25 protein-coding genes are annotated in these 24,859 nt (G+C 52.3%); 18 read left to right on the top strand and 7 right to left on the bottom strand.

Going from position 1 to position 24,859, the window contains the following annotated elements; genetic code table 11:
- Positions 1–68 precede the first annotated feature (68 nt).
- Positions 69–1,256 (bottom strand): cystathionine beta-lyase, encoded by a 1,188-nt coding sequence (metC, locus tag NA330_RS05470; protein ID WP_000130270.1) that lies wholly within the window; start codon positions 1,254–1,256, stop codon positions 69–71.
- 251 nt (positions 1,257–1,507) lie between these two features.
- On the opposite strand from metC, the gene exbB reads away from it, so the two are divergent.
- Both exbB and exbD read left to right on the top strand, forming a co-directional pair.
- Entirely contained in the window at positions 1,508–2,242 is a 735-nt protein-coding gene (gene exbB / locus NA330_RS05475; RefSeq protein WP_000527859.1) for a tol-pal system-associated acyl-CoA thioesterase, read from the top strand.
- A 6-nt stretch (positions 2,243–2,248) separates the two neighbouring features.
- A complete protein-coding gene (exbD, locus tag NA330_RS05480; RefSeq protein ID WP_001251476.1) occupies positions 2,249–2,674 on the top strand; it encodes a TonB system transport protein ExbD in 426 nt (141 codons plus the stop codon).
- Between the two features lie 111 nt (positions 2,675–2,785).
- Here exbD and NA330_RS05485 read toward each other — a convergent pair whose 3' ends face one another.
- From NA330_RS05485 to NA330_RS05495, 3 genes are all read right to left on the bottom strand, one after another.
- Positions 2,786–3,670: an SDR family oxidoreductase gene (locus NA330_RS05485; protein WP_000019032.1), complete on the bottom strand. Its 885-nt coding sequence runs from the start codon at positions 3,668–3,670 to the stop codon at positions 2,786–2,788.
- A 123-nt stretch (positions 3,671–3,793) separates the two neighbouring features.
- Positions 3,794–4,198 (bottom strand): hypothetical protein, encoded by a 405-nt coding sequence (locus tag NA330_RS05490; RefSeq protein WP_000665656.1) that lies wholly within the window; start codon positions 4,196–4,198, stop codon positions 3,794–3,796.
- A complete protein-coding gene (locus NA330_RS05495) occupies positions 4,185–4,595 on the bottom strand; it encodes a hypothetical protein (protein WP_000936447.1) in 411 nt (136 codons plus the stop codon). Before NA330_RS05495 ends, NA330_RS05490 begins: the two co-directional genes overlap by 14 nt.
- A gap of 103 nt (positions 4,596–4,698) precedes the next feature.
- Here NA330_RS05495 and NA330_RS05500 point away from each other — a divergent pair, with 103 nt between their 5' ends.
- The 14 genes from NA330_RS05500 to NA330_RS05565 all read left to right on the top strand — a co-directional run bounded on the left by NA330_RS05500 (position 4,699) and on the right by NA330_RS05565 (position 16,885).
- On the top strand, positions 4,699–5,202 hold the full coding sequence (locus NA330_RS05500; RefSeq protein WP_001534190.1) for an ESA_00282 family adhesion-associated protein: 504 nt from the start codon (positions 4,699–4,701) through the stop codon (positions 5,200–5,202).
- A 278-nt stretch (positions 5,203–5,480) separates the two neighbouring features.
- Complete coding sequence (locus NA330_RS05505; RefSeq protein WP_000439335.1) at positions 5,481–5,975, top strand: TIGR00645 family protein; 495 nt, start codon at positions 5,481–5,483, stop codon at positions 5,973–5,975.
- Positions 5,976–6,281: 306 nt separating this feature from the next.
- Positions 6,282–7,925: a methyl-accepting chemotaxis protein gene (locus NA330_RS05510; protein ID WP_001238430.1), complete on the top strand. Its 1,644-nt coding sequence runs from the start codon at positions 6,282–6,284 to the stop codon at positions 7,923–7,925.
- Positions 7,926–8,009: 84 nt separating this feature from the next.
- Positions 8,010–8,297, top strand: coding sequence for a DUF2623 family protein (locus tag NA330_RS05515; RefSeq protein ID WP_001059119.1), 288 nt, complete (start codon positions 8,010–8,012; stop codon positions 8,295–8,297).
- A gap of 189 nt (positions 8,298–8,486) precedes the next feature.
- Positions 8,487–9,605 carry a hydrogenase 2 small subunit gene (hybO, locus tag NA330_RS05520; protein WP_000145429.1) on the top strand — a complete coding sequence of 373 codons (1,119 nt, stop codon included), beginning with the start codon at positions 8,487–8,489 and terminating at the stop codon, positions 9,603–9,605.
- Between the two features lie 2 nt (positions 9,606–9,607).
- The gene (gene hybA / locus NA330_RS05525; RefSeq protein WP_001081721.1) at positions 9,608–10,594 is read left to right on the top strand and encodes a hydrogenase 2 operon protein HybA; all 987 of its coding nucleotides are present in this window, start codon (positions 9,608–9,610) and stop codon (positions 10,592–10,594) included.
- The gene (gene hybB, locus NA330_RS05530; protein ID WP_000017678.1) at positions 10,584–11,762 is read left to right on the top strand and encodes a Ni/Fe-hydrogenase cytochrome b subunit; all 1,179 of its coding nucleotides are present in this window, start codon (positions 10,584–10,586) and stop codon (positions 11,760–11,762) included. The genes hybA and hybB overlap by 11 nt, the downstream gene beginning before the upstream one ends.
- On the top strand, positions 11,759–13,462 hold the full coding sequence (hybC, locus tag NA330_RS05535) for a hydrogenase 2 large subunit (RefSeq protein WP_000083045.1): 1,704 nt from the start codon (positions 11,759–11,761) through the stop codon (positions 13,460–13,462). The genes hybB and hybC overlap by 4 nt, the downstream gene beginning before the upstream one ends.
- Positions 13,462–13,956 carry a HyaD/HybD family hydrogenase maturation endopeptidase gene (locus tag NA330_RS05540; RefSeq protein ID WP_001221960.1) on the top strand — a complete coding sequence of 165 codons (495 nt, stop codon included), beginning with the start codon at positions 13,462–13,464 and terminating at the stop codon, positions 13,954–13,956. Before hybC ends, NA330_RS05540 begins: the two co-directional genes overlap by 1 nt.
- Positions 13,949–14,437: a hydrogenase-2 assembly chaperone gene (gene hybE / locus NA330_RS05545; RefSeq protein ID WP_023203800.1), complete on the top strand. Its 489-nt coding sequence runs from the start codon at positions 13,949–13,951 to the stop codon at positions 14,435–14,437. The genes NA330_RS05540 and hybE overlap by 8 nt, the downstream gene beginning before the upstream one ends.
- A complete protein-coding gene (gene hypA / locus NA330_RS05550; protein ID WP_000544945.1) occupies positions 14,430–14,771 on the top strand; it encodes a hydrogenase maturation nickel metallochaperone HypA in 342 nt (113 codons plus the stop codon). Before hybE ends, hypA begins: the two co-directional genes overlap by 8 nt.
- A gap of 27 nt (positions 14,772–14,798) precedes the next feature.
- Positions 14,799–15,047, top strand: a complete 249-nt coding sequence (gene hybG, locus NA330_RS05555; protein WP_000334887.1) for a hydrogenase maturation factor HybG — start codon at positions 14,799–14,801, stop codon at positions 15,045–15,047.
- Between the two features lie 75 nt (positions 15,048–15,122).
- Entirely contained in the window at positions 15,123–16,175 is a 1,053-nt protein-coding gene (locus NA330_RS05560) for an ABC transporter substrate-binding protein (protein ID WP_001650699.1), read from the top strand.
- Positions 16,175–16,885, top strand: coding sequence for a molybdate ABC transporter substrate-binding protein (locus NA330_RS05565; RefSeq protein WP_023241588.1), 711 nt, complete (start codon positions 16,175–16,177; stop codon positions 16,883–16,885). Before NA330_RS05560 ends, NA330_RS05565 begins: the two co-directional genes overlap by 1 nt.
- A 67-nt stretch (positions 16,886–16,952) precedes the next feature.
- Here the strand turns inward: NA330_RS05565 and yghU are convergent, their stop codons facing one another.
- Positions 16,953–17,819 carry a glutathione-dependent disulfide-bond oxidoreductase gene (gene yghU, locus NA330_RS05570; RefSeq protein WP_000774852.1) on the bottom strand — a complete coding sequence of 289 codons (867 nt, stop codon included), beginning with the start codon at positions 17,817–17,819 and terminating at the stop codon, positions 16,953–16,955.
- 226 nt (positions 17,820–18,045) lie between these two features.
- On the opposite strand from yghU, the gene gss reads away from it, so the two are divergent.
- Positions 18,046–19,902: a bifunctional glutathionylspermidine amidase/synthase gene (gene gss / locus NA330_RS05575; RefSeq protein WP_000033690.1), complete on the top strand. Its 1,857-nt coding sequence runs from the start codon at positions 18,046–18,048 to the stop codon at positions 19,900–19,902.
- 669 nt (positions 19,903–20,571) lie between these two features.
- The gene (locus NA330_RS05580; RefSeq protein ID WP_000475254.1) at positions 20,572–21,627 is read left to right on the top strand and encodes a methyl-accepting chemotaxis protein; all 1,056 of its coding nucleotides are present in this window, start codon (positions 20,572–20,574) and stop codon (positions 21,625–21,627) included.
- Positions 21,628–21,926: 299 nt separating this feature from the next.
- Here NA330_RS05580 and uxaC read toward each other — a convergent pair whose 3' ends face one another.
- Together uxaC and NA330_RS05590 are read right to left on the bottom strand one after the other, a co-directional pair.
- Positions 21,927–23,339 (bottom strand): glucuronate isomerase, encoded by a 1,413-nt coding sequence (uxaC, locus tag NA330_RS05585; protein WP_023241587.1) that lies wholly within the window; start codon positions 23,337–23,339, stop codon positions 21,927–21,929.
- A gap of 11 nt (positions 23,340–23,350) precedes the next feature.
- On the bottom strand, positions 23,351–24,823 hold the full coding sequence (locus NA330_RS05590; protein WP_000437132.1) for a fructuronate reductase: 1,473 nt from the start codon (positions 24,821–24,823) through the stop codon (positions 23,351–23,353).
- Positions 24,824–24,859: the final 36 nt, after the last annotated feature.

Genomic DNA, 24,859 nt, shown 5'->3' on the forward strand with positions numbered 1-24,859 from the left:
ATCCCGGACGCAACAAACGCAGACTTTTCCACGGAAATTGTCTGCATATGTGTCCATCCCCGGCAACTTTACACAATTCTGGCGAAGCCGGCGGCTAAATCAGCGATCAAATCATCAACACTCTCTAAACCAATATGCACCCGAACCAGCGTACCGGTAAAATCTACGCCGCCTGCGGGACGAATCGCGGCGATCTGTTCCGGCTGATTAGCAATAATCAGCGATTCGTAGCCTCCCCAGGAGTAGGCCATACTGAACAGCGAAAAGTTATCCAGATAGGCTGATAATTCTGCCTCGGTCAGCTTTTTATTGAGCACAAAGGAGAACAGGCCGCTGCTGCCTGTAAAGTCTCGTTTCCAGAACGCATGACCTTTGCTACCCGGCAGGGCCGGATGATTAACGCGTGCGACCTGAGGATGGTTCGCCAGCCACGCGGCGATTTTGAGGCTGCTTTCTTGATGCTGGCGCAGTCGGACGCCGAGCGTGCGCAGCCCGCGGCTGGTCATATAAGCCGTGTCGGCGTCGAGCATTTGCCCCATCAGATAGGCGTTTTCCCGCAATTGTTCCCAGCAGCGCGCATTTGCAACGGCAGTCCCGACCATCGCATCAGAATGACCAATCAGATACTTAGTGCCCGCCTGGATAGAGATATCAATATCGAATTCCAGAGCTTTGAACAGAACGCCAGCCGCCCAGGTATTATCAATCATGATGACGGCTTCTGGCGCGACGCGTCTGACCGCACTGACAATGGTCGGAATATCATGTACTTCCATGGTAATAGAACCGGGGGATTCCAGAAATACGACTTTCGTGTTCGGCTGAATATGTTGCGTGATATCAGCGCCGATGAGCGGGTCGAACCAGCTTGTCGTCACGCCCAGTTTGCCGAGAATTTTGCTGCAGAAATCCTGGCTGGGTTCATAGGCTGTGTTGGTCATCAGGATGTGGTCGCCCTGCTCAACGAATGCCAGAATGGTGTTGGCGACCGCCGCCGCGCCGCACGGGAAGAGCGCGCATCCGGCGCCGCCTTCCAGTTCACACATGGCTTCCTGGAGCGAAAAGTGGGTCAGCGTTCCCCGGCGTCCGTAAAATAATTCGCCGTTGGCGCGATTGCGGGTAGCGTGTTTTTTGGCCTCGACGGTGTCAAACACCAGTGAAGAAGCGCGTTGAATCACACTATTCACTGAGCCAAGCGTGTATTTTTTGCTGCGTCCTGCGTTTACCAGTTTGGTATCCAACTGTTTATCCGTCATGTTGCGTTTCCTGATTTTAACCGTCTGGATGTCTAAACTAGCATGAATATAACCATCTGCACCCTGGCGACGTGTGATACAGATGAAAATTTTGCCAAAATAAAAACAGGTGGCTTTTTTAATGCGTAAGCGCAAAGAAAAAGCAGTAAAGGTGCGGCAGTATGTAAATAGTAATGAGAACGACTATCAATTCGACGTTGTTTTGATATTATTATGCTCAGATTTTGTGATTTGCGTCCTGGAGATACAGAGTGGGTAATAATTTGATGCAGACGGATCTTTCCGTCTGGGGCATGTATCAGCACGCCGATATTGTCGTGAAGTGCGTGATGATTGGTTTGATTCTGGCGTCAGTCGTCACCTGGGCTATCTTCTTCAGTAAAAGCGTTGAATTTTTCACGCAAAAGCGCCGCTTAAAGCGCGAACAACTGCAATTAGCCGATGCGCGCTCCTTAGATCAGGCTTCCGACATTGCGGCAGGTTTCAGCGCAAAAAGCCTCAGCGCACAGCTCATCAATGAAGCGCAGAATGAACTGGAACTCTCTCAGGGCAGCGAAGATAACGAAGGGATTAAAGAACGTACCGGCTTCCGTCTGGAACGTCGCGTCGCGGCAGTTGGCCGCTACATGGGACGAGGCAACGGTTATCTGGCGACGATCGGCGCCATTTCCCCCTTCGTCGGGTTGTTTGGCACCGTATGGGGCATTATGAATAGCTTCATCGGTATTGCGCAAACGCAGACCACCAACCTGGCGGTGGTTGCTCCTGGTATTGCGGAAGCGCTGCTGGCGACGGCGATTGGGCTGGTGGCTGCGATCCCGGCGGTTGTCATTTACAACATCTTCGCACGTCAGATAGGCAGTTACAAAGCGACGCTGGGCGACGTGGCGGCGCAGGTATTGCTGCTGCAAAGCCGCGATCTCGATCTGAATGCGAGCGCCAGTGCGCAGCCGGTACGCGCCGCGCAGAAATTACGGGTAGGGTAATGCGTCATGGCAATGCGTCTTAACGAGAACCTGGATGACAACGGCGAAATGCATGAAATCAACGTGACGCCGTTTATCGATGTCATGTTGGTTCTGCTGATTATCTTTATGGTGGCTGCGCCGCTGGCGACGGTAGACGTCAAGGTGAATCTGCCCGCTTCTACCAGTACGCCACAGCCGCGTCCGGAAAAACCGGTTTATCTGTCGGTGAAAGCGGATAACACCATGTTTATCGGTAACGATCCGGTGACGGATGATACGATGATTGCCGAGCTAACGGCCCTGACGGAAGGGAAAAAGGATACTACGATTTTCTTCCGCGCGGATAAAACCGTAGAGTATGAAACCCTGATGAAAGTGATGGATATGCTGCATCAGGCGGGCTATCTCAAGATTGGTTTGGTCGGCGAAGAGACCGCGAAAGCGAAATAAATATTCTGCTGATGCTGTAGGCCGGGTAAGGCGAAGTCGCCACCCGGCTTTTTTATTGCCTAAGATGGCGCCTTGCTTAACAGAAGTGCGCCATCGTAATCGACTTCATCGTTAGCCTAAATGTTCCCCGCCGCACACGCCGTGCACTTCTGCGGTAACGTAACTGGATTCCTGGCTTGCCAGATAGACATACACCGGCGCCAGCTCTGCCGGTTGGCCGGCCCGCTTCATTGGCGTCTGCTGACCAAACTGCGGAATTTTATCCTGGGTTTGACCGCCGGAAATTTGCAGCGCTGTCCAGATAGGGCCAGGCGCGACAATATTCACGCGAATTCCTTTTTCCGCCACCTGTTTCGCCAGGCCACGGCTGTAATTGAGGATTGCCGCCTTGGTTGCCGCATAATCCAGCAGGTGCGGACTGGGCTGATACGCCTGGATAGACGACGTCGTGATAATACTGGCGCCTTTTGGCAGCAGCGGAATCGCTTCCTGGGTTATCCAGAAGAGGGCAAAAACGTTAACGGCGAAGGTTTGCTGAAATTGCTCGCTGGTCAGATCTTTTATCTCCGGGATTGCCGTCTGTTTACCGGCCACCAGCGCCAGAATGTCCAGCCCGCCTAGCGCTTCACGCGCCTTATGGACCAGCGAACGGGCGAAAGATTCGTCGCTAAGATCGCCTGGCAATAACACCGCTTTACGGCCGCACTCCTCAATCAGCGCTTTAACCTGCTGGGCGTCCTCTTCTTCCGCTGGCAGATAGTTGATCGCGACATCGGCGCCTTCACGCGCGTAAGCGATAGCGGCAGCGCGCCCAATCCCGGAGTCGCCCCCTGTCACCAGCGCCTTACGATCTTTAAGGCGACCACTGCCGACATAACTTTTTTCACCACAGTCAGGAACAGGCGTCATTTTCGCCTGGACGCCGGGCGCCGGCTGTTTTTGCTTAGGATACTCGCCGGTGTAATACTGCGTGGTAGGGTCGTATAGATGAGACATTGAGCTTCTCCCTTCAGGTTGAACACCCTTTAAGCGTAGACACTTTTACTACCGTAAGAGGGAGAATCAGAACGATCCTTATGCTTCGCCCGTATTCACAACAGAGTTAACTAGCCATGAAGGTTATTTTTCTTGCCGTGCGACGGTGGTGACGTTGCGCGTCCGGTAGTCGCCATCGGAAAGCTTACGCATCAGACGTAAGGTTGCCGTCTCGCGAGCCAGCAGATGCTGCCAGTCACTTTCAAGACGAGACATAATTTTGTCTCGTAATTCAGGATGCTGCTCGATAATGGCATTGATGGTCGCGCCATAAATCTCCTCTTTGACCTGTAACGCATACATCTCCCGTCGGTTTTGCCACTTCAGGCGTACTAACGCCGCCGGTATGGATACCACCTCCTGAGTTACCTTTTCCAGGGTGGCATTTTTACTGGCGATTAGCGCTGCAAGATTTTGCTTTAAGATAAATTCATCACTTTTATGGTTGTCTAAAGCCAAATAAACGTTATTGTCTTCAACTTCTTTCATCTTTATCTTCCAGTGAATAAAATAGCGGCATATTGGTTTCGCGAGTGATTAAATTAAGCCAAATGGCATTGCCTTTTTCATTTATCATTGCGGTTTTATCCGCCAGTATTTTACTTAGCGTTTGGGCATCAATATCGCCTTCTGCCTGTAGTGCGTTTATCAGGCGGGCAAACGTTTCAATTTTAGCCACGCAATACAGACGTTCTTTAATATGACGGTCGCGTTCTTCAAATAATACGTTTCTGTGTTGCCCGGCAGCGTTAGCGCTAATTAAAATATCGGGCTCGAAATCGCTGAGTTTTGTCTTTCCCTGAGGCAAATTTTTACTGTTTTCTGTGGCTTCAGGGGGCGGCGATGACAGGCGAAAATGAGAGGAAACCAGATGCTCAGGAAGCATGACTAAATATCCTTTACGATCAGTGGTATACTATTTTTAATAGTGTAGGTTTCGTTGACAATAACATGGTGTAATTTTAAAATCAAAAAAAATGGAGCCTGCTATGAACAGTATTTTTTATTCTGTTATTATATTGCTATTACTGACCGGCGCGATACTCTTCCTGATGTGGGAGGTTAATAAAAAACGTCCTGGTGGAAAAGTCGTAAATTTAAATCAAACTGAACCCATGACAAAGGAAGAGGGCGAAGATCATTTCTCAGTATTAATGAATTCGATAACGCCGGTATGGTACTGGCGCGTTAACCATGAATATATCGATTTCCTTCATGCAACGATAAAACGAATGACAATGACTGAGTTGAATGAAACGCCTGGATTATTTGACGCACAGCGTCGTTGCAGCGACCTTAACTCTGCCGTTTATAAGTATTACGACAATATTAAGAAGCGTTGTCTGAACGGAGAAAAGGTGCCGTATTCGGATTTGGACGTCCTTAATTTACGCCAGTGTTTTCGTGAGTTCAGTCTTGAAGCCTACCCGGCGTTGGTCGCGCTGGTATGGCCGGAATATCAGCGCCCACAGGTTAAACCGGATGAGATTTAGAGCCTATCCCATTAGGGCTATTTTACTTGCCATTTTGGACCTGGGCAGTGCTCGCCAAAACGCGTTAGCGTTTTGAACGCCGCTAGCGGCGGCCCGAAGGGCGAGCGTAGCGAGTCAAACCTCACGTACTACGTGTACGCTCCGGTTTTTGCGCGCTGTCCGTGTCCAAACTGGCTGCGCCAATAACGCCTGGTGGGATAGGCTCTTAACTGCATGTTGATCTGATGTTGCATGGTTGAGATATACTGTTGCTGGTTTTAGTTACCTGACAGGTCCCTATGGAACGCTTTCTTGAAAATGTAATGTATGCGTCTCGCTGGCTGCTCGCGCCGGTGTATTTTGGCCTCTCTTTGGCGCTGATCGCTTTAGCGCTAAAATTTTTCCAGGAAATTCTACACGTTCTACCGAACGTTTTTGCCCTGGCGGAAGCCGATCTGATTCTGGTGCTGTTATCGCTGGTTGATATGACGCTGGTCGGCGGATTGCTGGTAATGGTCATGTTCTCCGGGTATGAGAATTTTGTCTCTCAGCTGGATATCTCTGCGGGCAAGGAGAAGCTGAACTGGCTGGGGAAAATGGATGCGACTTCGCTAAAAAATAAGGTGGCGGCATCGATAGTCGCTATCTCTTCCATTCACCTGTTACGCGTGTTTATGGACGCGAAAAACGTCCCGGATAACAAATTAATGTGGTATGTCATCATCCATCTGACCTTTGTCCTGTCGGCGTTCGTGATGGGCTATCTGGACAGATTGACGCGGCATAACCATTGAGCCGCCGTCAACGGCGGGGCAGTCGGGCAAAGGACGCTGAGCCCGGCTGTAAAACAGCGCTTCTTTAACGGCGGATAACCGCCTCCCTGCAGCCTTACGCAATATTTTTACTACATCTATTCATTTACCCAGTAATAAGACTAAAAGATTTTCTCTGCGTTCACAGATATATAACATCTGCGGGTACGTGAACGGCGATAACTGTAAAAAAATGGAGAATGCATTATATATTCTCCGCGCCTTGCCGATAACGAGAGTGCGTCATCGTCTGATGACTAATCTCTTATATTCAGCAAGGAAATTCATATGCGTTTGCTGCAAAACTTTACTATTCGTATGGTCATGCTGACGATACTGGGACTTTTTTGTCTACTCTGGTCGGGGGTGGGGTTATACAGCGTCCATGCTTTATCCGAAGTTTCGGAAGGAAATGATATTGACCGGCATCTTGTGCGGCAAATGACGGTGCTAAGCCAGGGTAACGATCAATATTTCCGCTTTGTTACCCGCCTTAGCCGCGCGATGGATGTAAAAATCGGCGGCGGCACGCCCGATTTTGCGCCCGCCCGACAGTCGCTCGAGAATATGCGTCAGAAGCTGGAGGAGATGAAAGCGCTATCGCCAGGGCCGATGAACCCTGATATCTCAAGGGAGGTCTTGTCCAACTGGCAGGCCTTGCTGGAGAAAGGCGTCGTTCCTCAAATGCAACTGGCGCAGCAAGGATCGCTGACCGCCTGGAGCGAACATGCCAGTACGGTCACGCCCGCACTCAGTCGCGCGTTCGGCGCCAGCGCGGAACGGTTTAGTCATGAAGCTGGCGCCATGCTGGATAACACACGTGTGATGGTCGATGGTAAAACCTATACCATCCGCATCCTGCTTATCACGGCGGTGATTCTGGGCATTGCTATCCTGATTTTTACCGATCGCTATCTGGTTGCAATGATGGTGAAACCGCTGGAGCGCATCCGTCAGCAATTTCAGCGCATCGCGCAAGGCGATCTTAGCCAGCCGATTGAAGCGTTGGGGCGTAACTGCGTAGGCCGGTTGGTGCCGCTACTGCGCGCGATGCAGGACAGTTTACGCGAAGCCGTGAGTACGATCCGCGCCGGAAGCGACAATATCTGGCGCGGCGCGACGGAAATTTCTACCGGTAATAACGATCTCTCTTCCCGAACGGAAGAACAGGCCGCTGCGCTGGAAGAGACGGCCGCCAGCATGGAACAGCTTACCGCAACGGTGAAAATGAACGCCGAACACGCTCGCCAGGCGAGTCAGCTTGCGGATGCCGCCTCGCTAACGGCAGGAAAAGGCGGTGAACTGGTTTCCGATGTGGTAGAAACAATGAACGGTATTTCCGCCAGTTCGCAGCAGATCGCCGAAATTACTACCGTGATTAATAGTATTGCTTTCCAGACCAATATTCTGGCCTTGAACGCAGCGGTAGAAGCGGCCAGAGCGGGCGAGCAGGGACGCGGCTTCGCAGTGGTCGCCGGTGAGGTACGTAACCTGGCCAGCCGCAGCGCGGGGGCGGCGAAAGAAATTGAAGCTTTAATTGGCGAATCGGTACGTCGCGTAGCGCAGGGCGCGCAGTTGGTCCAGGAGACCGGCGCGACGATGGACGCCATCCTGCGCGGCGTCACGGAAGTGACGACGATTATGAAACAGATCGCGTCCGCCTCCGAAGAACAGAGTAAAGGTATTTCTCAGGTTGGCGTGGCGATCACGCAAATGGATAGCGTTACGCAACAAAACGCCGCGCTGGTTGAGCAGGTTTCCGCGGCGGCGGCGGCGCTGGAACGGCAGACGGAGGATTTGCAACGCTCCGTACAGCAGTTCCGGCTTTCCGCTAGTGAGCCGCAACAATGCGTAACGGCGAAAGCGGCGCCTGGCGTTCAGAGAATGGCGTCGGCTCCCGCACAGTCTACTGATGAATGGGTTTCCTTCTGATGTGAAGCAAAAAAGCGCGTAATGCGCTGGCCTTCATTTAACTAGTCGCTATATAATTTATTATATAGCGACTAAGGAGGTCAGATGAATAATCATTTTGGGAAAGGGTTAATGGCCGGGTTGCACGCGCCTTATGCATATAGCGCGCATCATGCGGTGAATTTCTGTTCTGAGTATAAACGTGGCTTTGTATTGGGTTTTACACACCGTATGTTCGAAAAGACCGGCGATCGTCAACTTAGCGCGTGGGAGGCTGGAATTCTGACGCGTCGCTATGGTCTGGATAAAGAAATGGTGATGGATTTCTTTAAAGAGAATCATTCCGGGATGGCGGTTCGCTTCTTTATGGCCGGTTATCGACTCGAAGGTTGATCCAACAGGGGTATTATCTTGCTTTAATTAATTACACTATCGCCTCTTCCCTTCGTTTTACTGTTCCGTCGAAGTATTATGGCGCACATAACCATAAAAAAAGTGTGGTAAATGGCGTACCGATCGCAATAACTTCTTCGCGAACAGTGCAAAATAAAAGCCAGGTCTTCGTAACGGAATAACTATAAAATGACTGGAGATAATACTCTCATCACTTCTCACGGCATTAACCGTCGTGATTTCATGAAGCTTTGTGCAGCACTGGCCGCTACTATGGGGCTCAGTAGCAAAGCCGCCGCAGAAATGGCAGAATCGGTATCCAATCCACAGCGTCCGCCCGTTATCTGGATTGGCGCTCAGGAGTGTACCGGTTGTACCGAATCACTGCTTCGTGCTACACACCCAACCGTTGAAAACCTCGTTCTGGAGACTATCTCTCTGGAATACCACGAGGTGCTTTCCGCCGCATTCGGTCACCAGGTCGAAGAAAACAAACATAACGCTCTGGAGAAGTATAAAGGGCAATATGTTCTGGTGGTGGATGGTTCTATCCCACTAAAAGATAACGGTATCTACTGCATGGTTGCCGGCGAGCCGATCGTGGATCACATCCGCAAAGCCGCCGACGGCGCAGCCGCGATTATCGCTATCGGTTCCTGCTCGGCATGGGGCGGCGTTGCTGCGGCTGGCGTAAACCCAACCGGCGCTGTCAGTCTGCAGGAAGTCTTACCGGGCAAAACGGTTATCAATATTCCAGGTTGTCCGCCAAACCCGCATAACTTCCTGGCGACCGTCGCGCATATCATCACTTACGGCACGCCGCCGAAGCTAGATGCGAAAAATCGTCCAACCTTTGCCTATGGCCGTCTGATTCATGAGCATTGCGAACGTCGTCCACACTTCGACGCAGGCCGTTTTGCCAAAGAATTTGGCGACGAAGGCCACCGTCAGGGCTGGTGTCTCTACCATCTTGGCTGTAAAGGGCCGGAAACCTGGGGCAACTGTTCTACGTTACAGTTCTGTGACGTTGGCGGCGTCTGGCCAGTGGCGATCGGTCATCCTTGCTATGGCTGTAACGAAGAAGGTATCGGCTTCCATAAGGGCATTCACCAGCTTGCTCATGTCGAAAACCAAACTCCGCGTTCAGAGAAACCTGACGTCAATATGAAAGAAGGCGGCAATATCTCTGCGGGCGCTGTCGGTCTGCTTGGCGGCGTAGTCGGTCTGGTTGCCGGCGTCAGCGTGATGGCGGTACGTGAACTGGGGCGTCAGCAAAAGAAAGATAACGCTGACTCACGGGGAGAATAACCGTGAACAGACGTGACTTTATTAAAGCAGCCTCCGGTGGAGCATTGCTGTTGGGCGCCGCGCCGTCTGTCAGCCATGCGGCTGCAGAAAACCGTCCGCCGATTCCAGGTTCGCTGGGCATGCTGTATGACTCCACTCTGTGCGTGGGCTGTCAGGCCTGCGTCACAAAGTGTCAGGATATCAACTTCCCGGCGCGTAACCCGGAAGGGGAGCAGACCTGGTCGAACAACGACAAACTGTCGCCGTATACCAATAACATTATCCAGGTATGGCGTAGCGGCACGGGCGTGAACAAAGATCAGGAAGAGAACGGCTATGCCTACATCAAAAAACAGTGTATGCACTGCGTCGATCCTAACTGCGTTTCCGTTTGTCCGGTGTCGGCGCTGAAAAAAGATCCGAAAACCGGCATCGTCCACTATGACAAAGATGTCTGCACCGGCTGCCGTTACTGTATGGTCGCCTGTCCGTACAACGTACCTAAGTACGACTACAACAACCCGTTTGGCGCGCTTCACAAGTGTGAGCTGTGTAACCAGAAAGGCGTTGAGCGTCTGGATAAAGGCGGTTTGCCAGGGTGTGTGGAAGTTTGTCCGGCAGGGGCCGTCATTTTCGGTACTCGTGAAGAGCTGATGGCGGAAGCGAAAAAACGTCTGGCCCTCAAACCAGGCAGTGAATATCACTATCCGCGCCAGACGTTGAAAACGGACGACACCTATCTGCATACGGTGCCTAAATACTACCCACACCTCTACGGTGAAAAAGAGGGCGGTGGTACTCAGGTGCTGGTGCTGACAGGCGTTCCTTATGAAGATCTGGATCTGCCGAAGCTGGATGACCTTTCAACCGGAGCGCGCTCCGAGCATGTTCAACACACGCTTTATAAAGGCATGATACTACCCCTGGCTGCGCTGGCGGGCTTAACCGTGCTGGTTCGTCGTAATAGCAAAAACGACCATCACGATGGAGGAGACGATCATGAGTCATGATCCAAAACCGCTGGGCGGAAAAATCATCAGTAAACCGGTCATTATTTTTGGACCGTTAATCGTCCTGTGTATGCTCCTTATCGTGAAGCGTCTGGTCTTCGGGTTGGGCTCCGTTTCCGACCTGAACGGCGGTTTCCCGTGGGGCGTCTGGATTGCCTTTGACCTGTTGATCGGCACCGGCTTTGCCTGCGGCGGTTGGGCGTTGGCATGGGCGGTGTATGTCTTTAACCGTGGGCAATACCATCCGTTGGTGCGCCCGGCGTTGCTGGCAAGCTTGTTTGGTTACTCGCTGGGCGGCCTGTCGATCACTATCGACGTCGGTCGTTACTGGAACCTGCCGTACTTCTACATTCCAGGTCACTTCAACGTGAACTCGGTACTGTTTGAGACGGCGGTCTGTATGACCATCTACATCGGCGTGATGGCGCTGGAGTTTGCGCCTGCCCTGTTTGAACGTCTGGGCTGGAAAGTGTCGCTCAAGCGTCTGAATAAGGTGATGTTCTTTATTATCGCGCTGGGCGCGCTGCTGCCGACGATGCACCAGTCCTCAATGGGGTCATTGATGATCTCGGCGGGCTATAAAGTGCATCCGCTATGGCAAAGCTATGAAATGCTGCCGCTGTTCTCGGTTCTGACCGCGTTTATCATGGGCTTCTCCATTGTCATATTTGAGGGGTCGCTGGTTCAGGCTGGCCTGAAAGGAAACGGTCCGGATGAGAAAAATTTGTTTGTTAAGCTGACGAATACCATCAGCGTGCTGCTGGCGATTTTCGTCGTCCTGCGCTTTGGCGAACTGATTTATCGCGACAAGCTGTCCTATGCGTTTGCCGGCGATTTTTACTCCGCTATGTTCTGGATTGAAGTCGTCCTGATGGTCTTCCCGTTAGTGGTGCTGCGTGTGGCGAAACTGCGTAATGACTCTCGTATGCTGTACCTGTCGGCGCTGAGCGCGCTGTTGGGCTGCGCGACGTGGCGTCTGACCTATTCGCTGGTGGCATTCAACCCGGGTGGCGGCTACCACTACTTCCCAACCTGGGAAGAATTGTTGATTTCTATTGGTTTTGTGGCTATTGAGATTTGTGCATACATCGTACTCATTCGTCTACTGCCGATACTTCCTCCTTTAAAACAAAACGATCATAATCGTCATGAGGCGAGCAAAGCATGAGCCAGAGAATTACTATTGATCCGGTAACCCGTATTGAGGGTCATTTACGCATTGACTGCGAAATTGAGAACGGCGTCGTATCCAAAGCATGGGCGTCCGGCACCATGTGGCGCGGTATGGAAGAGATCGTGAAGAACCGCGATCCGCGCGATGCGTGGATGATTGTGCAGCGTATTTGCGGCGTTTGTACGACAACTCACGCGATCTCCTCCGTTCGTGCGGCAGAAAGCGCGCTGAATATTGATGTTCCCGTCAACGCGCAGTATATCCGTAATATTATTCTGGCGGCGCATACTACCCATGACCATATTGTCCATTTCTACCAGCTCTCTGCGCTGGACTGGGTGGACATTACCTCTGCGCTGAAAGCCGATCCGGAAAAAGCCTCCGCGATGCTGGATGGCGTGTCGAGTTGGCACCTGAACAGCGCGCAAGAGTTCACGAAAGTTCAGAACAAGATCAAGGATCTTGTCGCCAGCGGTCAGTTAGGTATTTTCGCCAATGGCTACTGGGGGCACCCGGCAATGCAGTTACCGCCGGAGGTCAACCTGATTGCGGTCGCCCACTATCTGCAGGCGCTGGAATGTCAGCGTGACGCTAACCGCGTGGTGGCGTTGCTGGGCGGTAAATCGCCGCATATCCAGAACCTGGCGGTCGGTGGGGTGGCGAACCCGATCAATCTCGACAGTATCGGTACGTTGAACCTTGAACGCCTGATGTACATCAAATCGTTTATCGATAAGCTGAGCGATTTTGTCGAGCAGGTGTATAAAGTGGATACCGCAGTCATCGCGGCCTACTATCCGGAATGGCTGGAGCGCGGCAAAGGCGCGGTGAACTACCTGAGCGCGCCGGAATTCCCGACCGACGGTAAAAACGGCAGTTTCCTGTTCCCGGGCGGTTACATTACCAATGCCGATCTGTCGACATACCGTCCGATCACCTCTCACTCCGACGAGTTCCTGATTAAAGGTATTCAGGAGAGCGCGAAGCACGCCTGGTACAAAGATGAAGCGCCGCAGGCGCCGTGGGAAGGCACTACGATCCCGGCTTACGACGGTTGGTCGGATGACGGTAAATACTCGTGGGTCAAGTCGCCGACATTCTACGGCAAAACCGTTGAAGTCGGGCCGCTGGCGAACATGCTGTGTAAACTGGCTGCAGGCCGTGAATCCACGCAGACCAAACTCAATGAAATCATTGCGCTTTATCAGAAGCTGACCGGCAAAACGCTGGAAATGGCGCAACTTCACTCTACGCTGGGTCGTATCATCGGGCGTACCGTTCACTGTTGTGAACTGCAAAACGTATTGCAGGATCAATACAACGCGCTGATTGTAAATATCGGCAAAGGCGATTACACCACGTTTGTGAAGCCGAACATTCCGGCGACGGGCGAGTTCAAAGGCGTGGGCTTCCTGGAGGCGCCGCGCGGTATGCTGTCTCACTGGATGGTGATTAAAGACGGCATTATCAGTAACTATCAGGCGGTGGTGCCATCGACCTGGAACTCAGGTCCGCGTAACTTCAACGATGACGTGGGGCCGTACGAACAGTCGCTGGTCGGTACGCCGATCGCCGATCCGGCGAAGCCGCTGGAAGTGGTACGTACCATCCACTCCTTCGACCCTTGCATGGCGTGCGCGGTGCACGTGGTGGACGCCGATGGCAATGAAGTGGTCTCGGTGAAGGTTTTGTAATGCGGATATTAGTCTTAGGGGTCGGCAATATTTTGCTGACCGATGAAGCCATCGGGGTGCGTATTGTTGAAGCGTTAGAGCAACGATACACCCTGCCGGATTTCGTTGAGATTCTGGATGGCGGTACGGCGGGAATGGAACTTCTTGGCGATATGGCGAATCGTGATCATTTGATCATTGCCGACGCCATCGTGTCGAAAAAGAACGCGCCGGGAACCATTATGGTACTGCGCGACGATGAAGTTCCGGCGCTGTTCACCAACAAAATCTCCCCCCATCAGCTTGGACTGGCCGACGTATTGTCGGCCCTCCGCTTTACCGGCGAGTTTCCGAAGAAACTGACCCTGGTCGGCGTTATTCCACAGTCGCTGGAACCGCACATCGGCTTAACACCAACCGTAGAGGCGATGATTGAACCTGCGCTTGAGCAGGTTCTTGCTGCGCTGCGTGAATCCGGCGTCGAAGCAATTCCTAAGGAGACGGCGCATGTCTGAAACGTTTTCCGGATTCGACACGGCGCCCGTCGCCCGGGTTCAGGCGGCGTTTGAAGAGATAGCCCATCGTTCGATGCACGATCTTTCGTTTCTGCATCCGACTATGCCAGTGCATGTCTCTGATTTTACGTTATTTGAAGGACAATGGACGGGCACGGTAATTACGCCGTGGATGTTAAGCGCATTAATCTTCCCTGGCCCGGACCAGATCTGGCCCGGGCGTACCGTCGGTGAAAAACTCGGTCTGCAACTGCCTTATGGCGCGATGACCTTTACCGTTGGCGAACTGGAAGGCGTTTCGCAATATCTTGCCTGCTCGTTGATGTCGCCGCTTTCCCGTAGCCTGTCGCCGGAAGAGGGCGTCCGGCTGGCGGATGACTGCGCGCGGATGCTGTTATCCCTGCCGGTAAGCAATCCTGATGCGCCGCAGACAAGCCGGCGTGCATTGCTGTTTGGCCGTCGGAGCTGTGAGAATGCATGAGCTGTCTCTTTGCCAAAGCGCCGTTGAAATTATTCAGCAGCAGGCAGAACAGCACGGCGTGGCGCGCGTCACCGGCGTATGGCTGGAGATAGGCGCGCTTTCGTGCGTTGAAGAGCGCGCGGTTCGTTTCAGCTTTGACATCGCCTGCCAGGGGACTTTAGCGCAAGGGTGCGAATTGCACATCGACTACAGACCGGCCCAGGCCTGGTGCTGGGATTGCAGTCAGGTGGTGGAAATTCTCAGGCATGACGCGCAATGTCCGCATTGTCATGGCGATCGTCTGCGGGTGGATACCGGCGATTCGTTGAAAGTAAAAAGTATTGAGGTCGAATAACCCGCATTTTATTTCAGGTGGTTAACTATGTGTATTGGCGTCCCCGGTCAGGTGCTGGCCGTCGGAGATGATATTCACCAGCTTGCGCAGGTGGAAGTGTGTGGCATCAAACGTGATGTCAATATTGCTCTGATTTGTGAAGGTAAGCCAGCCGATCTGATAGGGCAATGGGTATTGGTACACGTTGGTTTTGCGATGAGCATCATTGACGAAGACGAAGCGAAAGCCACGTTAGATGCGCTGCGCCGCATGGAGTACGACATCACCAGCGCGTGATCCCTTAATCACCTCTATTATATCGCTCTATAATCGTTGTATAATTATTTATATATCGATTATGGGGCGAAACCTATGAATAAATTTTTGCGCCAGCTCTCTCTGCTGGCGTTGCTTTTTTGCTGGCCGTTAATGTCACAGGCGGCGCGTACTTTTACCGATCAACTTGGCCGCCAGGTCACGGTTCCCGATACCGTCGACAGAGTGGTGGTGCTCCAGCATCAAACGCTCAATCTCCTTGTACAGATGAATGCCACTGACAAAATCGTTGGGATCATGGCGAACTGGAAACAGCAATTAGGCGACGGCTATGCGCGTCTGGCGCCGGAACTGGCGCAAAAAGCCTCGCTGGGCGATCTAACGCACGTTGATCCTGAAAAACTGGTGGCGCTGCGCCCGCAGGTGGTGTTTGTCACGAATTACGCTCCGCAGGAGATGATCGACAAGATCAGCCGTCTTGGCATTCCGGTGGTGGCGATTTCGCTGCGCCATGATGTTGCTGGCGAGCAGGCTAAAATGAACCCGACCCTGGCCGATGAAGAGCAGGCTTATAATCGCGGGCTGCGTGAAGGAATAACGCTGATTGGCGATATCGTCAATAAACCGCAGGAGGCGAAAGCGCTGATTGAGGCGATGGATAAAGGTCGCAAGATGGTCAGCGACCGTTTGCAGTCGGTTCCTGAAAATGAGCGGGTTCGCGCCTATATGGCGAATCCGGAGTTGACCACCTACGGTTCCGGTAAATATACCGGTCTGATGATGGCCCATGCGGGGGCGCTGAATGTAGCGGCATCCTCGGTGAAAGGCTTTAAGCAGGTGACAATGGAGCAGGTGATCGCCTGGGATCCACAGGTAATCTTTGTCCAGAATCGCTATCCAAAGGTCGTCAATGAGATCCTGCACAATCCCCAGTGGCAGGTCATTGACGCGGTGAAGCATCATCGGGTTTACCTGATGCCGGATTATGCCAAAGCCTGGGGATATCCGATGCCGGAGGCGGTGGGAATCGGCGAACTGTGGATGGCGAAAAAACTCTATCCGGAAAAATTCCACGATATTGACATGCAAAAGGCCGCTAACGACTGGTATCAACGTTTTTACCGTACTGACTATCAGGGCGTACAGTGATGCGAATACTGGCTGCGGGGAGCTTGCGCGTCGTCTGGCCGCAGCTAATGACGGCGTTTCAGGCGGATGCGGTATGTGATTTCGGTCCGGCGGGGCTGTTACGTGAACGCATCGAAGCGGGCGAAGCATGCGACTTTTTTGCTTCGGCGAACCTGGCGCATCCGCAGGCGCTGCTGGAAAGCGGGCGGGCACTGCGGGTCGCGCCTTTTACGACGAACCGTTTGTGTCTGAGCGTGCGGGCACAGGCGATGCGTGAAGGCGAGGACTGGCTGTCGCTATTAACCCGGCGGGATCTGCGGATCGGCACCTCAACAGCAGGTTGCGATCCTTCCGGCGATTATACGCAGCAGCTTTTTTCGCGGATGGGCAAGGAGGGCGAAGCGGTCCGAAAACGCGCGGTAGCGCTGGTTGGCGGCAGACAGACTTTGCCGTTACCGGCGGGCCGGCTGGCGGCGGAATGGCTCATCAATCATGATTACACCGATATCTTTATCGGCTATGCCAGCTATGCTCCCAGGCTACGGCAGGTTAATTCGCTGCGAGTGGTTGATATCCCGGAACCTTATAATCCCGTGGCTGAATATGGCTTTGCCTGCCTGAGCGAGCAGGGAAAAACGCTTGCCGACTTTTTACTATCAGTACGGGCGAGGTTGATTCTCATGCAACATGGGTTTAGTGAAGCGCCGAATATGACACACTCGCAGAACTGATAAGCGAAGCGTCAGCAGGGAATACCATGCCGGATGACGACATTACTACCTCATCCGGCATTATGGTTTAACTTTGACGTTTATCTTCGGTATGGTTTTCGAAGTCGCTGGCGTCATGGCGTTCGTGAAGCTGTTCGTTCAATGGGCCGTTGGTCCGGTTGACAATGCGCCCCCGCTTTACCGCCGGACGTTCGGCTACCTGTTTCGCCCAGCGTTGTACGTTTTGATAACTTCCGGCATCCAGAAACTCCGCTGCATCATAGACATTCCCCAGCACCACGTTGCCGAACCACGGCCAGATGGCCATATCGGCAATAGTGTACTCTTCTCCCGCGACATACGGGTGGTGAGCTAACTGCTTATCCAGCACGTCCAGCAGACGCTTGGCTTCCATGGTGAAGCGATTAATGGCGTACTCAATTTTTACCGGCGCATAATGATAGAAATGACCGAAACCGCCACCGAGGAACGGCGCCGCGCCCTGTAGCCAGAACAACCAGTTAAGGGTTTCTGTGCGCTTAGCCAGATCCTGCGGCAGGAAATGGCCAAACTTATCCGCCAGATAAACAAGAATTGCGCCCGACTCAAAAACCCGAATCGGCGGGTTGTGTGAATTATCGCGCAGCGCCGGGATTTTTGAGTTCGGATTGATGTCAACAAAGCCGCTGGAGAACTGATCGCCCTCGCCGATGCGAATCAACCAGGCGTCATATTCGGCGCCGGTCACGCCCAGCGCCAGGAGTTCTTCCAGCATAATGGTCACTTTCTGGCCGTTAGGCGTCCCCAGCGAATAAAGCTGTAACGGATGTTTGCCGACGGGCAGCGTTTTGTCGTGCGTCGGGCCGGAAACCGGGCGATTAATGTTAGCGAACGCGCCGCCGCCGGATTTATCCCACGTCCAGACTTTTGCGGGTTGATAAGTATTATCTGCCATATTGACCTGCCTTCACAGTGGTGGTGTTGAAGCAGTGTAGCAGCTTGCTAACCGGACATTTAACCGATTGGGACATTCCGGCGAGTGAAATTTTAACCTTCTGGCCTCAGTGTGCCTTATTGAGGTGTATGATTATGTCGACCTCTGTCCGGTTAGTGTCACAGAGCAGACAATCAGAGCGAAATCACGCCAGGCTGCTCAGGCGGTCTTGTTTTGAGGTAAGTGCATGAGCAAAGGAACCACCAGTCAGGATGCCCCCTTCGGGACATTATTGGGTTACGCCCCCGGCGGCGTAGCGATCTACTCTTCAGATTACAATTCCCTCGATCCGTGGGACGACGACGACGCAGCCTTTCGTAGCTACATCGACGATGAATACATGGGGCATAAATGGCAGTGCGTGGAATTTGCCCGTCGTTTTCTCTTTCTGAATTATGGCGTTGTTTTTACTGACGTCGGCATGGCCTGGGAAATCTTCTCGCTGCGTTTTCTGCGCGAGGTCGTGAATGACAATATTTTGCCTTTGCAGGCCTTCCCGAACGGTTCGCCGCGCGCGCCGGAGGCCGGGGCGCTGCTCATCTGGCAAAAGGGCGGCGAGTTTAACGAAACCGGGCACGTTGCGATTATCACCCAGCTCCTGGATAACAAAATTCGTATTGCTGAGCAAAACGTTATCCACACGCCATTGCCGCCAGGGCAGCAGTGGACTCGCGAACTGGAAATGGTCGTAGAAAACGGGTGTTACACCCTGCGCGACACCTTTGATGACACGACGATTTTAGGCTGGATGATCCAGACCGACGACACGCAATACAGTTTGTCACAGCCTGACATCGCGAATCAGTCGCTGGCGATTCGCGGCGCAAGACTGCCAGAGAAAGGTCAGTTTGACGGTCAGTGGCTGGATGAGCGCGATCCGTTACAAAAAGCCTATGTACAGGCGAACGGACACGTTATCAATCAGGACCCGTACCAGTATTTTACCATCACCGAGAGCGCTGAACAGGAGCTTATCAAAGCGACCAATGAGTTGCATTTGATGTACCTGCACGCCACGGACAAAGTTTTAAAAGACGATAATCTGCTGGCGCTATTCGATATCCCCAAAATTCTTTGGCCGCGTCTGCGCCTCTCCTGGCAGCGCCGTCGTCACCATATGATCACCGGTCGTATGGATTTCTGCATGGATGAACGCGGGCTGAAAGTCTATGAATACAATGCCGATTCCGCATCATGCCATACCGAAGCGGGATTAATTCTCGAAAAATGGGCTGAGCAGGGCTATACCGGTAAAGGGCATAACCCGGCGGAGGGCTTAATTAACGAGCTGGCAGGCGCCTGGAAACACAGTAAAGCGCGTCCTTTCGTCCATATCATGCAGGATGATGATATCGAGGAGGACTATCACGCGCAGTTTATGCAGCAGGCGCTGCATCAGGCTGGTTTCGCGAGCAAAATTCTCCGCGGGCTGGGCGAGTTGCGCTGGGATGACGCCGGGCAGTTGATCGATGGCGACGGACGGCTGGTGAATTGTGTCTGGAAAACCTGGGCGTGGGAAACGGCGATGGAGCAGATACGCGAAGTCAGCGAGACGGAGTATGCCGCGGTGCCTATTCGTACCGGGCACCCGGAAAATGAAGTCCGGCTGATTGATGTATTACTGCGCCCGGAAGTGTTGGTGTTTGAACCGCTGTGGACGGTGATCCCGGGTAACAAAGCGATCCTGCCCATCCTGTGGTCGCTCTTCCCGCATCATCGCTATTTGCTCGACACGGATTTTACCGTTAACGATGAGCTGGTGCAGACCGGCTATGCGGTAAAACCGATTGCCGGACGTTGCGGTAGTAATATTGATTTGGTGAGCCATCAGGAAGAGCTCCTGGATAAAACCAGCGGCAAGTTCGCCACGCAGAAAAATATCTATCAGCAGTTGTGGTGCCTGCCGAAGGTCGCCGGGAAGTATATTCAGGTCTGTACGTTTACCGTGGGCGGTAACTACGGCGGTACGTGCCTGCGCGGCGATGATTCATTAGTCATTAAAAAAGAGAGCGATATTGAACCGTTAATCGTCATCAAAGCGTAACGGGGTCATTCTCGTCGGGATATCGGCGTGGGTGCCGATATCCCGCCTGTTGTGTTTACCAACGAACGGCTGTCAGCCTGCCATTTACTGGTAACATATGAGAAATAATATCACAAATTATTCTTAACTTTTCTGACGCAGGCGGTGACGCTCGCCGCGTTGGCGCATCCGTTTCCTGATTTTCGATTAATCGATACTTTTTGCGGCTGGTTACGCCGCCCCTATCCTTTTGGATTTAGGTCATGCCTGTTTGGCTGGTAAACGGACAGCATAATATATTGATGAGTCCAAATGATATTATTGGTCATATAAAAAGTTTACGTTAGGTTATTTTTCTATTGCAAAAGTTTGCGTTTAAACCCTGTCTGCAATCTTCGGGCCGAGATATAGATACACCTAAGTAAATGCAGTTAATTATTATTCAGCTATTATTGTCAGCCTTGTAAATAATATTTCAGTATAAAGCGAAGCGACTTCCATCATGACTATTAATGGTATTGTTGAATAGTTTACTTTGTAATTATTTAAGTTTGGTGGACGTTTTGTCTTATTCTGGTGAACGTATGGTTATGGCAGATGACAGCCGATTTTTCATTATGTTAGCATGAGTTGATAATACTTTATCCAGGCATAGATCAGGATGTCCACATATAATAAGGAGAATGGTATATGTTTAAAAAAGTATTAGGCTTGCGCCACTGGAATAATAATGTTGTAAAAATACCGCCGCCAGCAGAATCTGGCGCTAATGCGTCTGACGTGGTGGTGGATACTCCTGAGCCTTATGAGCGGATACTGTGTCAAAAAATTCTGATGGGGATCTCGACGATCGATATCATTCGTAATGCCATCATTAAGTCCTGTGAGCAGCTCAACATTGAAAAAGAACGCATTAATGAACTTAACGAACAGAATGATAAAGCCAGAAGTTCATTAAAATCGCTCGTGGAATTTATCACCGAAATTGGCACGACTTCATCGGATATTGGCTGTCGTATGGGCGACTTAAATACCTCCTTAACGCAAATTAATGCGTGTATTAAAGAGATACAGAAGATCGCTAACCAGACCAATTTGATTGCGATTAACTCCGCGATCGAGGCCGCGCGCGTAGGGGATGCCGGGCGTGGTTTTAGCGTTATTTCGAAAGAGGTGAAAAACCTGTCCGAAGATGTTAAACACAGTTCGAAAAGCGTCAGTACGTTAACCTCTGTAATCAAAGATAATACGGCCAGAGTGAGTGAGGTGCTGGATAACCAACAGCCGGTTATTGATAATATTACGACTAACATAAATCAAATTGTGGAGTCTATTGGCATCGTCATCGATAAATCGCTGAGCATGAAATCGGTCATGCAGTACATCTCTACGGTGCAGTTTTTGAATATTGTCAAAGTTGACCATGTTATCTGGAAAATGGAAGTCTACAAATTACTCTTAAATAAAGACATAAACAGTAAAATAACGATGCACGATCAGTGTCGGCTGGGGAAATGGTACTACGGTTTTGAAGGGCAGCAGTTTAGCAACTACTACAGTTTCCGTAGTCTGGAAGCGCCGCATAAAGAGGTGCATACCGCTGGTCACTCTGCGCTGAACTATTTTGCCGCAGGCGATATGAATGCGATGTCGCAAGAACTCGACAGAATGGAGCGATCCAGTAATGAGGTGGTTAACCAGCTGGAAATGCTGGCTGTCGATTTATTAAAGGAAACCACAGTGTGAAGTCATGAGTTATTACCGTATAACCAACAGGAGCCATCATCAACAGGACTGATGTATCACACTTTCTGCACTGGAGTTATTCCGGACAGAGAAAAAAAGCATGACGCAAAAGATGGCTGTGTTTGTTTACCCGAATCACTTACCTTAGTAAGTGATTCGGGATTAATCAGCAACCTCTTTGCTTTTTATCGGTGGCCAGTCTTTGGCTGGAAAAATGCGTTACTGCTAAATTTCTCACTCTCTTACCGCCTTCCTGCCCCTTGAAATACCTGAAACCTGTGCTCACAGATTAATAGCGATTATTTAATCGTGAAATAACGCTGGGCATTATTGAAGCAGATATCCTGAACCATACGGCTTAGCATCGCTTCATCATCAGGAATCTCTCCGTCCTGCGCCCACTGTCCCAGCAGGTTACAGAGAATACGACGGAAATATTCATGTCGCGTATAAGAAAGGAAACTGCGGGAGTCGGTCAGCATCCCGACAAACTGACTTAGCAGTCCCATTTGCGACAGTTGCTCCAGTTGGCGCAGCATCCCGTCTTTCTGATCGTTAAACCACCAGCCGGAACCAAACTGCACTTTTCCGGCAATTCCCGGCCCCTGGAAGTTACCGATCATGGTCGCCAGGACTTCGTTATCACGTGGGTTCAGGCAATAGAGGATAGTCTTGGGCAGTTCATTGGTCACATCCATACTGTCGAGCAAACGGGAGAGCGCCCAGCTAATGTTATTATCACCAATGGAGTCAAAGCCGGTATCCGGCCCCAGCAGGCGGAACATCCGGGTATTATTGTTACGGATCGCGCCAATATGTAGCTGCATCACCCAGCCGCGCGCGGCGTACTGACGGCCCAGCCAGACCAGCACCGCCGTGGTAAACTGGGCGATCTCAAGTTCGCTCAGCGTTTCGCCAGCCAGACGTTTGCCCAGAATGGCGTCAAGCTGCGCGTCGTCGGGCACCGGCGCAAATCGCAGCGTTTCAATGCCATGATCGGACGCGCGGCAGCCGCAGGCGGCGAAATGGTCGAGACGGCGAGTGAGCGCCTGACGTAAATCGTCGAAACGGGTAATGCTGACATCTGCCGCCGCTTCCAGTTTCCTCAGGTAATCGACAAAGCCGTCCAGTTCGATTTTGAAAACTTTGTCGGGGCGCCAGCTTGGCGCGACTTCAATATCAATGCTGTCGTCGGCGGCTATCTGGCGGTGATATTCCAGAGAATCTATCGGGTCGTCGGTGGTTCCGACCATCCGCACATTCATCTGCTGCATAATACCGCGCGCGGAAAAGGCCGGCGTCGCCAGTTTCTCATTACACTGCGTCCAGATACTTTCCGCGGTATCCGGTCCGAACAGCGTACCTGTAATGCCAAATGGACGGCGTAGTTCAAGGTGCGTCCAGTGATACAGCGGATTGCCCAGCGTTTTTGGTACGGTATTGGCCCAGGCCATATATTTTTCATAATCGCTGGTCTCTTTGCCGGTGATCAGCGACTCATCCACGCCTGCGCTTCGTAGCGCTCGCCATTTATAGTGGTCGCCTTCCAGCCAGATCTGACCGAGGTTATCGAAACGGCGATCGTCGGCGATTTCCTGCGGACTTAAATGGCAGTGGAAGTCATAAATCGGCATGGGCGTGGCGTATTTATGGTACAGCGTGCGGGCAATGTCGTTTTTAAGTAGAAAATCTTCAGTCATAAACGTAGCCATGATTTATCTCCTTACTTAGCCAGCGCTTCTACCGTGGCTTTCGCGCCATTCTGCAATAGCTGTTGGTAAGCGTCGGTAACGGCTTGCACAAATTCGTGGTTCTTCGGCAGGTCGTTGCCAAAGATAGACTCGATGGCCAGTAGCCCGCGAACGCGTTCTTCCGGCGTCTGATATTGCTGATGAATCGCCTGATACTGCGCGAGCAGCGGATCGACGACATCAATGGTTTTACCTTGCTCATCGACACCGCCGACGTAACGCATCCATCCGGCGACGCCCAGCGTCAGGCGGCGATAGTCATCGCCCTGTTGCAAGTGCAGGCGCACCGGGTCCAACAAACGCTGCGGCAGTTTCTGACTGCCATCCATCGCGATCTGCCAGGTGCGGTGTTTCAACGAGGGGTTAGTGAAACGCGCAATCAACAAATTCGCATACCCTTCCAGATCGGTGCCTTCCGGCATTGACAACGTCGGCGCTTGTTCATCAAGCATCAGCGCCAGCGCCGCGCGCCGGTAAGCCGGGTTGGTCATGGTATCGGCGATAGTGTCATACCCGCCGAGATAACCCAGATAGGCGAGGAAAGAGTGACTGCCGTTAAGCATACGCAGCTTCATCATTTCAAACGGTACGACGTCTGCAACGAATTGCGCGCCGACGGTGTCCCAGTCCGGGCGACCATTCACAAAGTTATCTTCGATGACCCACTGGCGGAAGGGTTCGCAGGCGATAGCGCAAGGATCATAAACCCCTAACTGGTCGGCAACCAGTTGTAGCGTCTCTTCGGTCGCCGCCGGAACAATGCGGTCAACCATGGTGCAGGGGAAGGTCACATTGTCGGCAATCCATGCGGCGAGGGCGGCATCGCGAGCTTTTGCCAGGCCGAGGACGGCAGCCTTCGCGACGTGACCATTCTCGCGTACGTTATCACACGACAGCACGGTAAAAGCTTTCAGTCCTTGCTCCCGGCGCATGTTTAGCGCTTCGACAATATAGCCAATGGCGGATTTAGGCTGCTGTGGATGGGCAAGATCGTTTTGGATCAGCGGGTTATTGACATCAAGCTCGCCGCTGGCGGGGTCGGTGCAGTAGCCTTTTTCGGTCACGGTTAAGGAGACGATGGCGGTTTCCGGGCGCGCCATTGCCGCCAGAATCCCTGCATGGCCGTCGAATTCAGGGTGCAGCGCTTCTTTCATTGAACCGATAATTTTCAGTTCGGTGCTTTCTGCGCCGCGTTCTGCAACGGTGTACAGCAGATTTTGCGCTTTCAGGTTCGCGATCAGCCGCGCGTCGTTACCCGGCATCAGGTTCACTTCACAAATGCCCCAGTCGCTGTCGCTCTTTTCCAGTAGATGATGGGTAAAGAGCGCCTGGTGCGCGCGGTGAAACGCCCCGCAGCCCAGATGCACAATACGGGATACCAGACGTGATTTGTCCCAGTTTGGGCGGGCGACGGAAACCTGGGCGGTGGCGATATTCTGTTCCATTGCAAACTCCTGTCATTCGACGTCTTCGCCCGCGAT

The sequence above is a fragment of the Salmonella sp. NW722 genome (assembly GCF_051702785.1).
Lineage (GTDB): Bacteria > Pseudomonadota > Gammaproteobacteria > Enterobacterales > Enterobacteriaceae > Salmonella > Salmonella enterica.

Excerpts from the sequence above, each read along its gene's own strand:
- NA330_RS05540 (WP_001221960.1), top strand. The coding sequence starts at position 13,462 with ATGCGGATATTAGTCTTAGGGGTCGGCAATATTTTGCTGACCGATGAA.
- NA330_RS05490 (WP_000665656.1), bottom strand. The coding sequence starts at position 4,198 with ATGAAAGAAGTTGAAGACAATAACGTTTATTTGGCTTTAGACAACCAT.
- hybB (WP_000017678.1), top strand. The coding sequence starts at position 10,584 with ATGAGTCATGATCCAAAACCGCTGGGCGGAAAAATCATCAGTAAACCG.
- hybC (WP_000083045.1), top strand. The coding sequence starts at position 11,759 with ATGAGCCAGAGAATTACTATTGATCCGGTAACCCGTATTGAGGGTCAT.
- yghU (WP_000774852.1), bottom strand. The coding sequence starts at position 17,819 with ATGGCAGATAATACTTATCAACCCGCAAAAGTCTGGACGTGGGATAAA.
- NA330_RS05560 (WP_001650699.1), top strand. The coding sequence starts at position 15,123 with ATGAATAAATTTTTGCGCCAGCTCTCTCTGCTGGCGTTGCTTTTTTGC.
- NA330_RS05500 (WP_001534190.1), top strand. The coding sequence starts at position 4,699 with ATGAACAGTATTTTTTATTCTGTTATTATATTGCTATTACTGACCGGC.
- hybE (WP_023203800.1), top strand. The coding sequence starts at position 13,949 with ATGTCTGAAACGTTTTCCGGATTCGACACGGCGCCCGTCGCCCGGGTT.
- hybO (WP_000145429.1), top strand. The coding sequence starts at position 8,487 with ATGACTGGAGATAATACTCTCATCACTTCTCACGGCATTAACCGTCGT.
- NA330_RS05505 (WP_000439335.1), top strand. The coding sequence starts at position 5,481 with ATGGAACGCTTTCTTGAAAATGTAATGTATGCGTCTCGCTGGCTGCTC.
- exbD (WP_001251476.1), top strand. The coding sequence starts at position 2,249 with ATGGCAATGCGTCTTAACGAGAACCTGGATGACAACGGCGAAATGCAT.
- NA330_RS05590 (WP_000437132.1), bottom strand. The coding sequence starts at position 24,823 with ATGGAACAGAATATCGCCACCGCCCAGGTTTCCGTCGCCCGCCCAAAC.
- NA330_RS05485 (WP_000019032.1), bottom strand. The coding sequence starts at position 3,670 with ATGTCTCATCTATACGACCCTACCACGCAGTATTACACCGGCGAGTAT.
- uxaC (WP_023241587.1), bottom strand. The coding sequence starts at position 23,339 with ATGGCTACGTTTATGACTGAAGATTTTCTACTTAAAAACGACATTGCC.
- hybG (WP_000334887.1), top strand. The coding sequence starts at position 14,799 with ATGTGTATTGGCGTCCCCGGTCAGGTGCTGGCCGTCGGAGATGATATT.
- metC (WP_000130270.1), bottom strand. The coding sequence starts at position 1,256 with ATGACGGATAAACAGTTGGATACCAAACTGGTAAACGCAGGACGCAGC.
- NA330_RS05510 (WP_001238430.1), top strand. The coding sequence starts at position 6,282 with ATGCGTTTGCTGCAAAACTTTACTATTCGTATGGTCATGCTGACGATA.
- hypA (WP_000544945.1), top strand. The coding sequence starts at position 14,430 with ATGCATGAGCTGTCTCTTTGCCAAAGCGCCGTTGAAATTATTCAGCAG.
- NA330_RS05495 (WP_000936447.1), bottom strand. The coding sequence starts at position 4,595 with ATGCTTCCTGAGCATCTGGTTTCCTCTCATTTTCGCCTGTCATCGCCG.
- gss (WP_000033690.1), top strand. The coding sequence starts at position 18,046 with ATGAGCAAAGGAACCACCAGTCAGGATGCCCCCTTCGGGACATTATTG.
- NA330_RS05565 (WP_023241588.1), top strand. The coding sequence starts at position 16,175 with ATGCGAATACTGGCTGCGGGGAGCTTGCGCGTCGTCTGGCCGCAGCTA.
- NA330_RS05515 (WP_001059119.1), top strand. The coding sequence starts at position 8,010 with ATGAATAATCATTTTGGGAAAGGGTTAATGGCCGGGTTGCACGCGCCT.
- NA330_RS05580 (WP_000475254.1), top strand. The coding sequence starts at position 20,572 with ATGTTTAAAAAAGTATTAGGCTTGCGCCACTGGAATAATAATGTTGTA.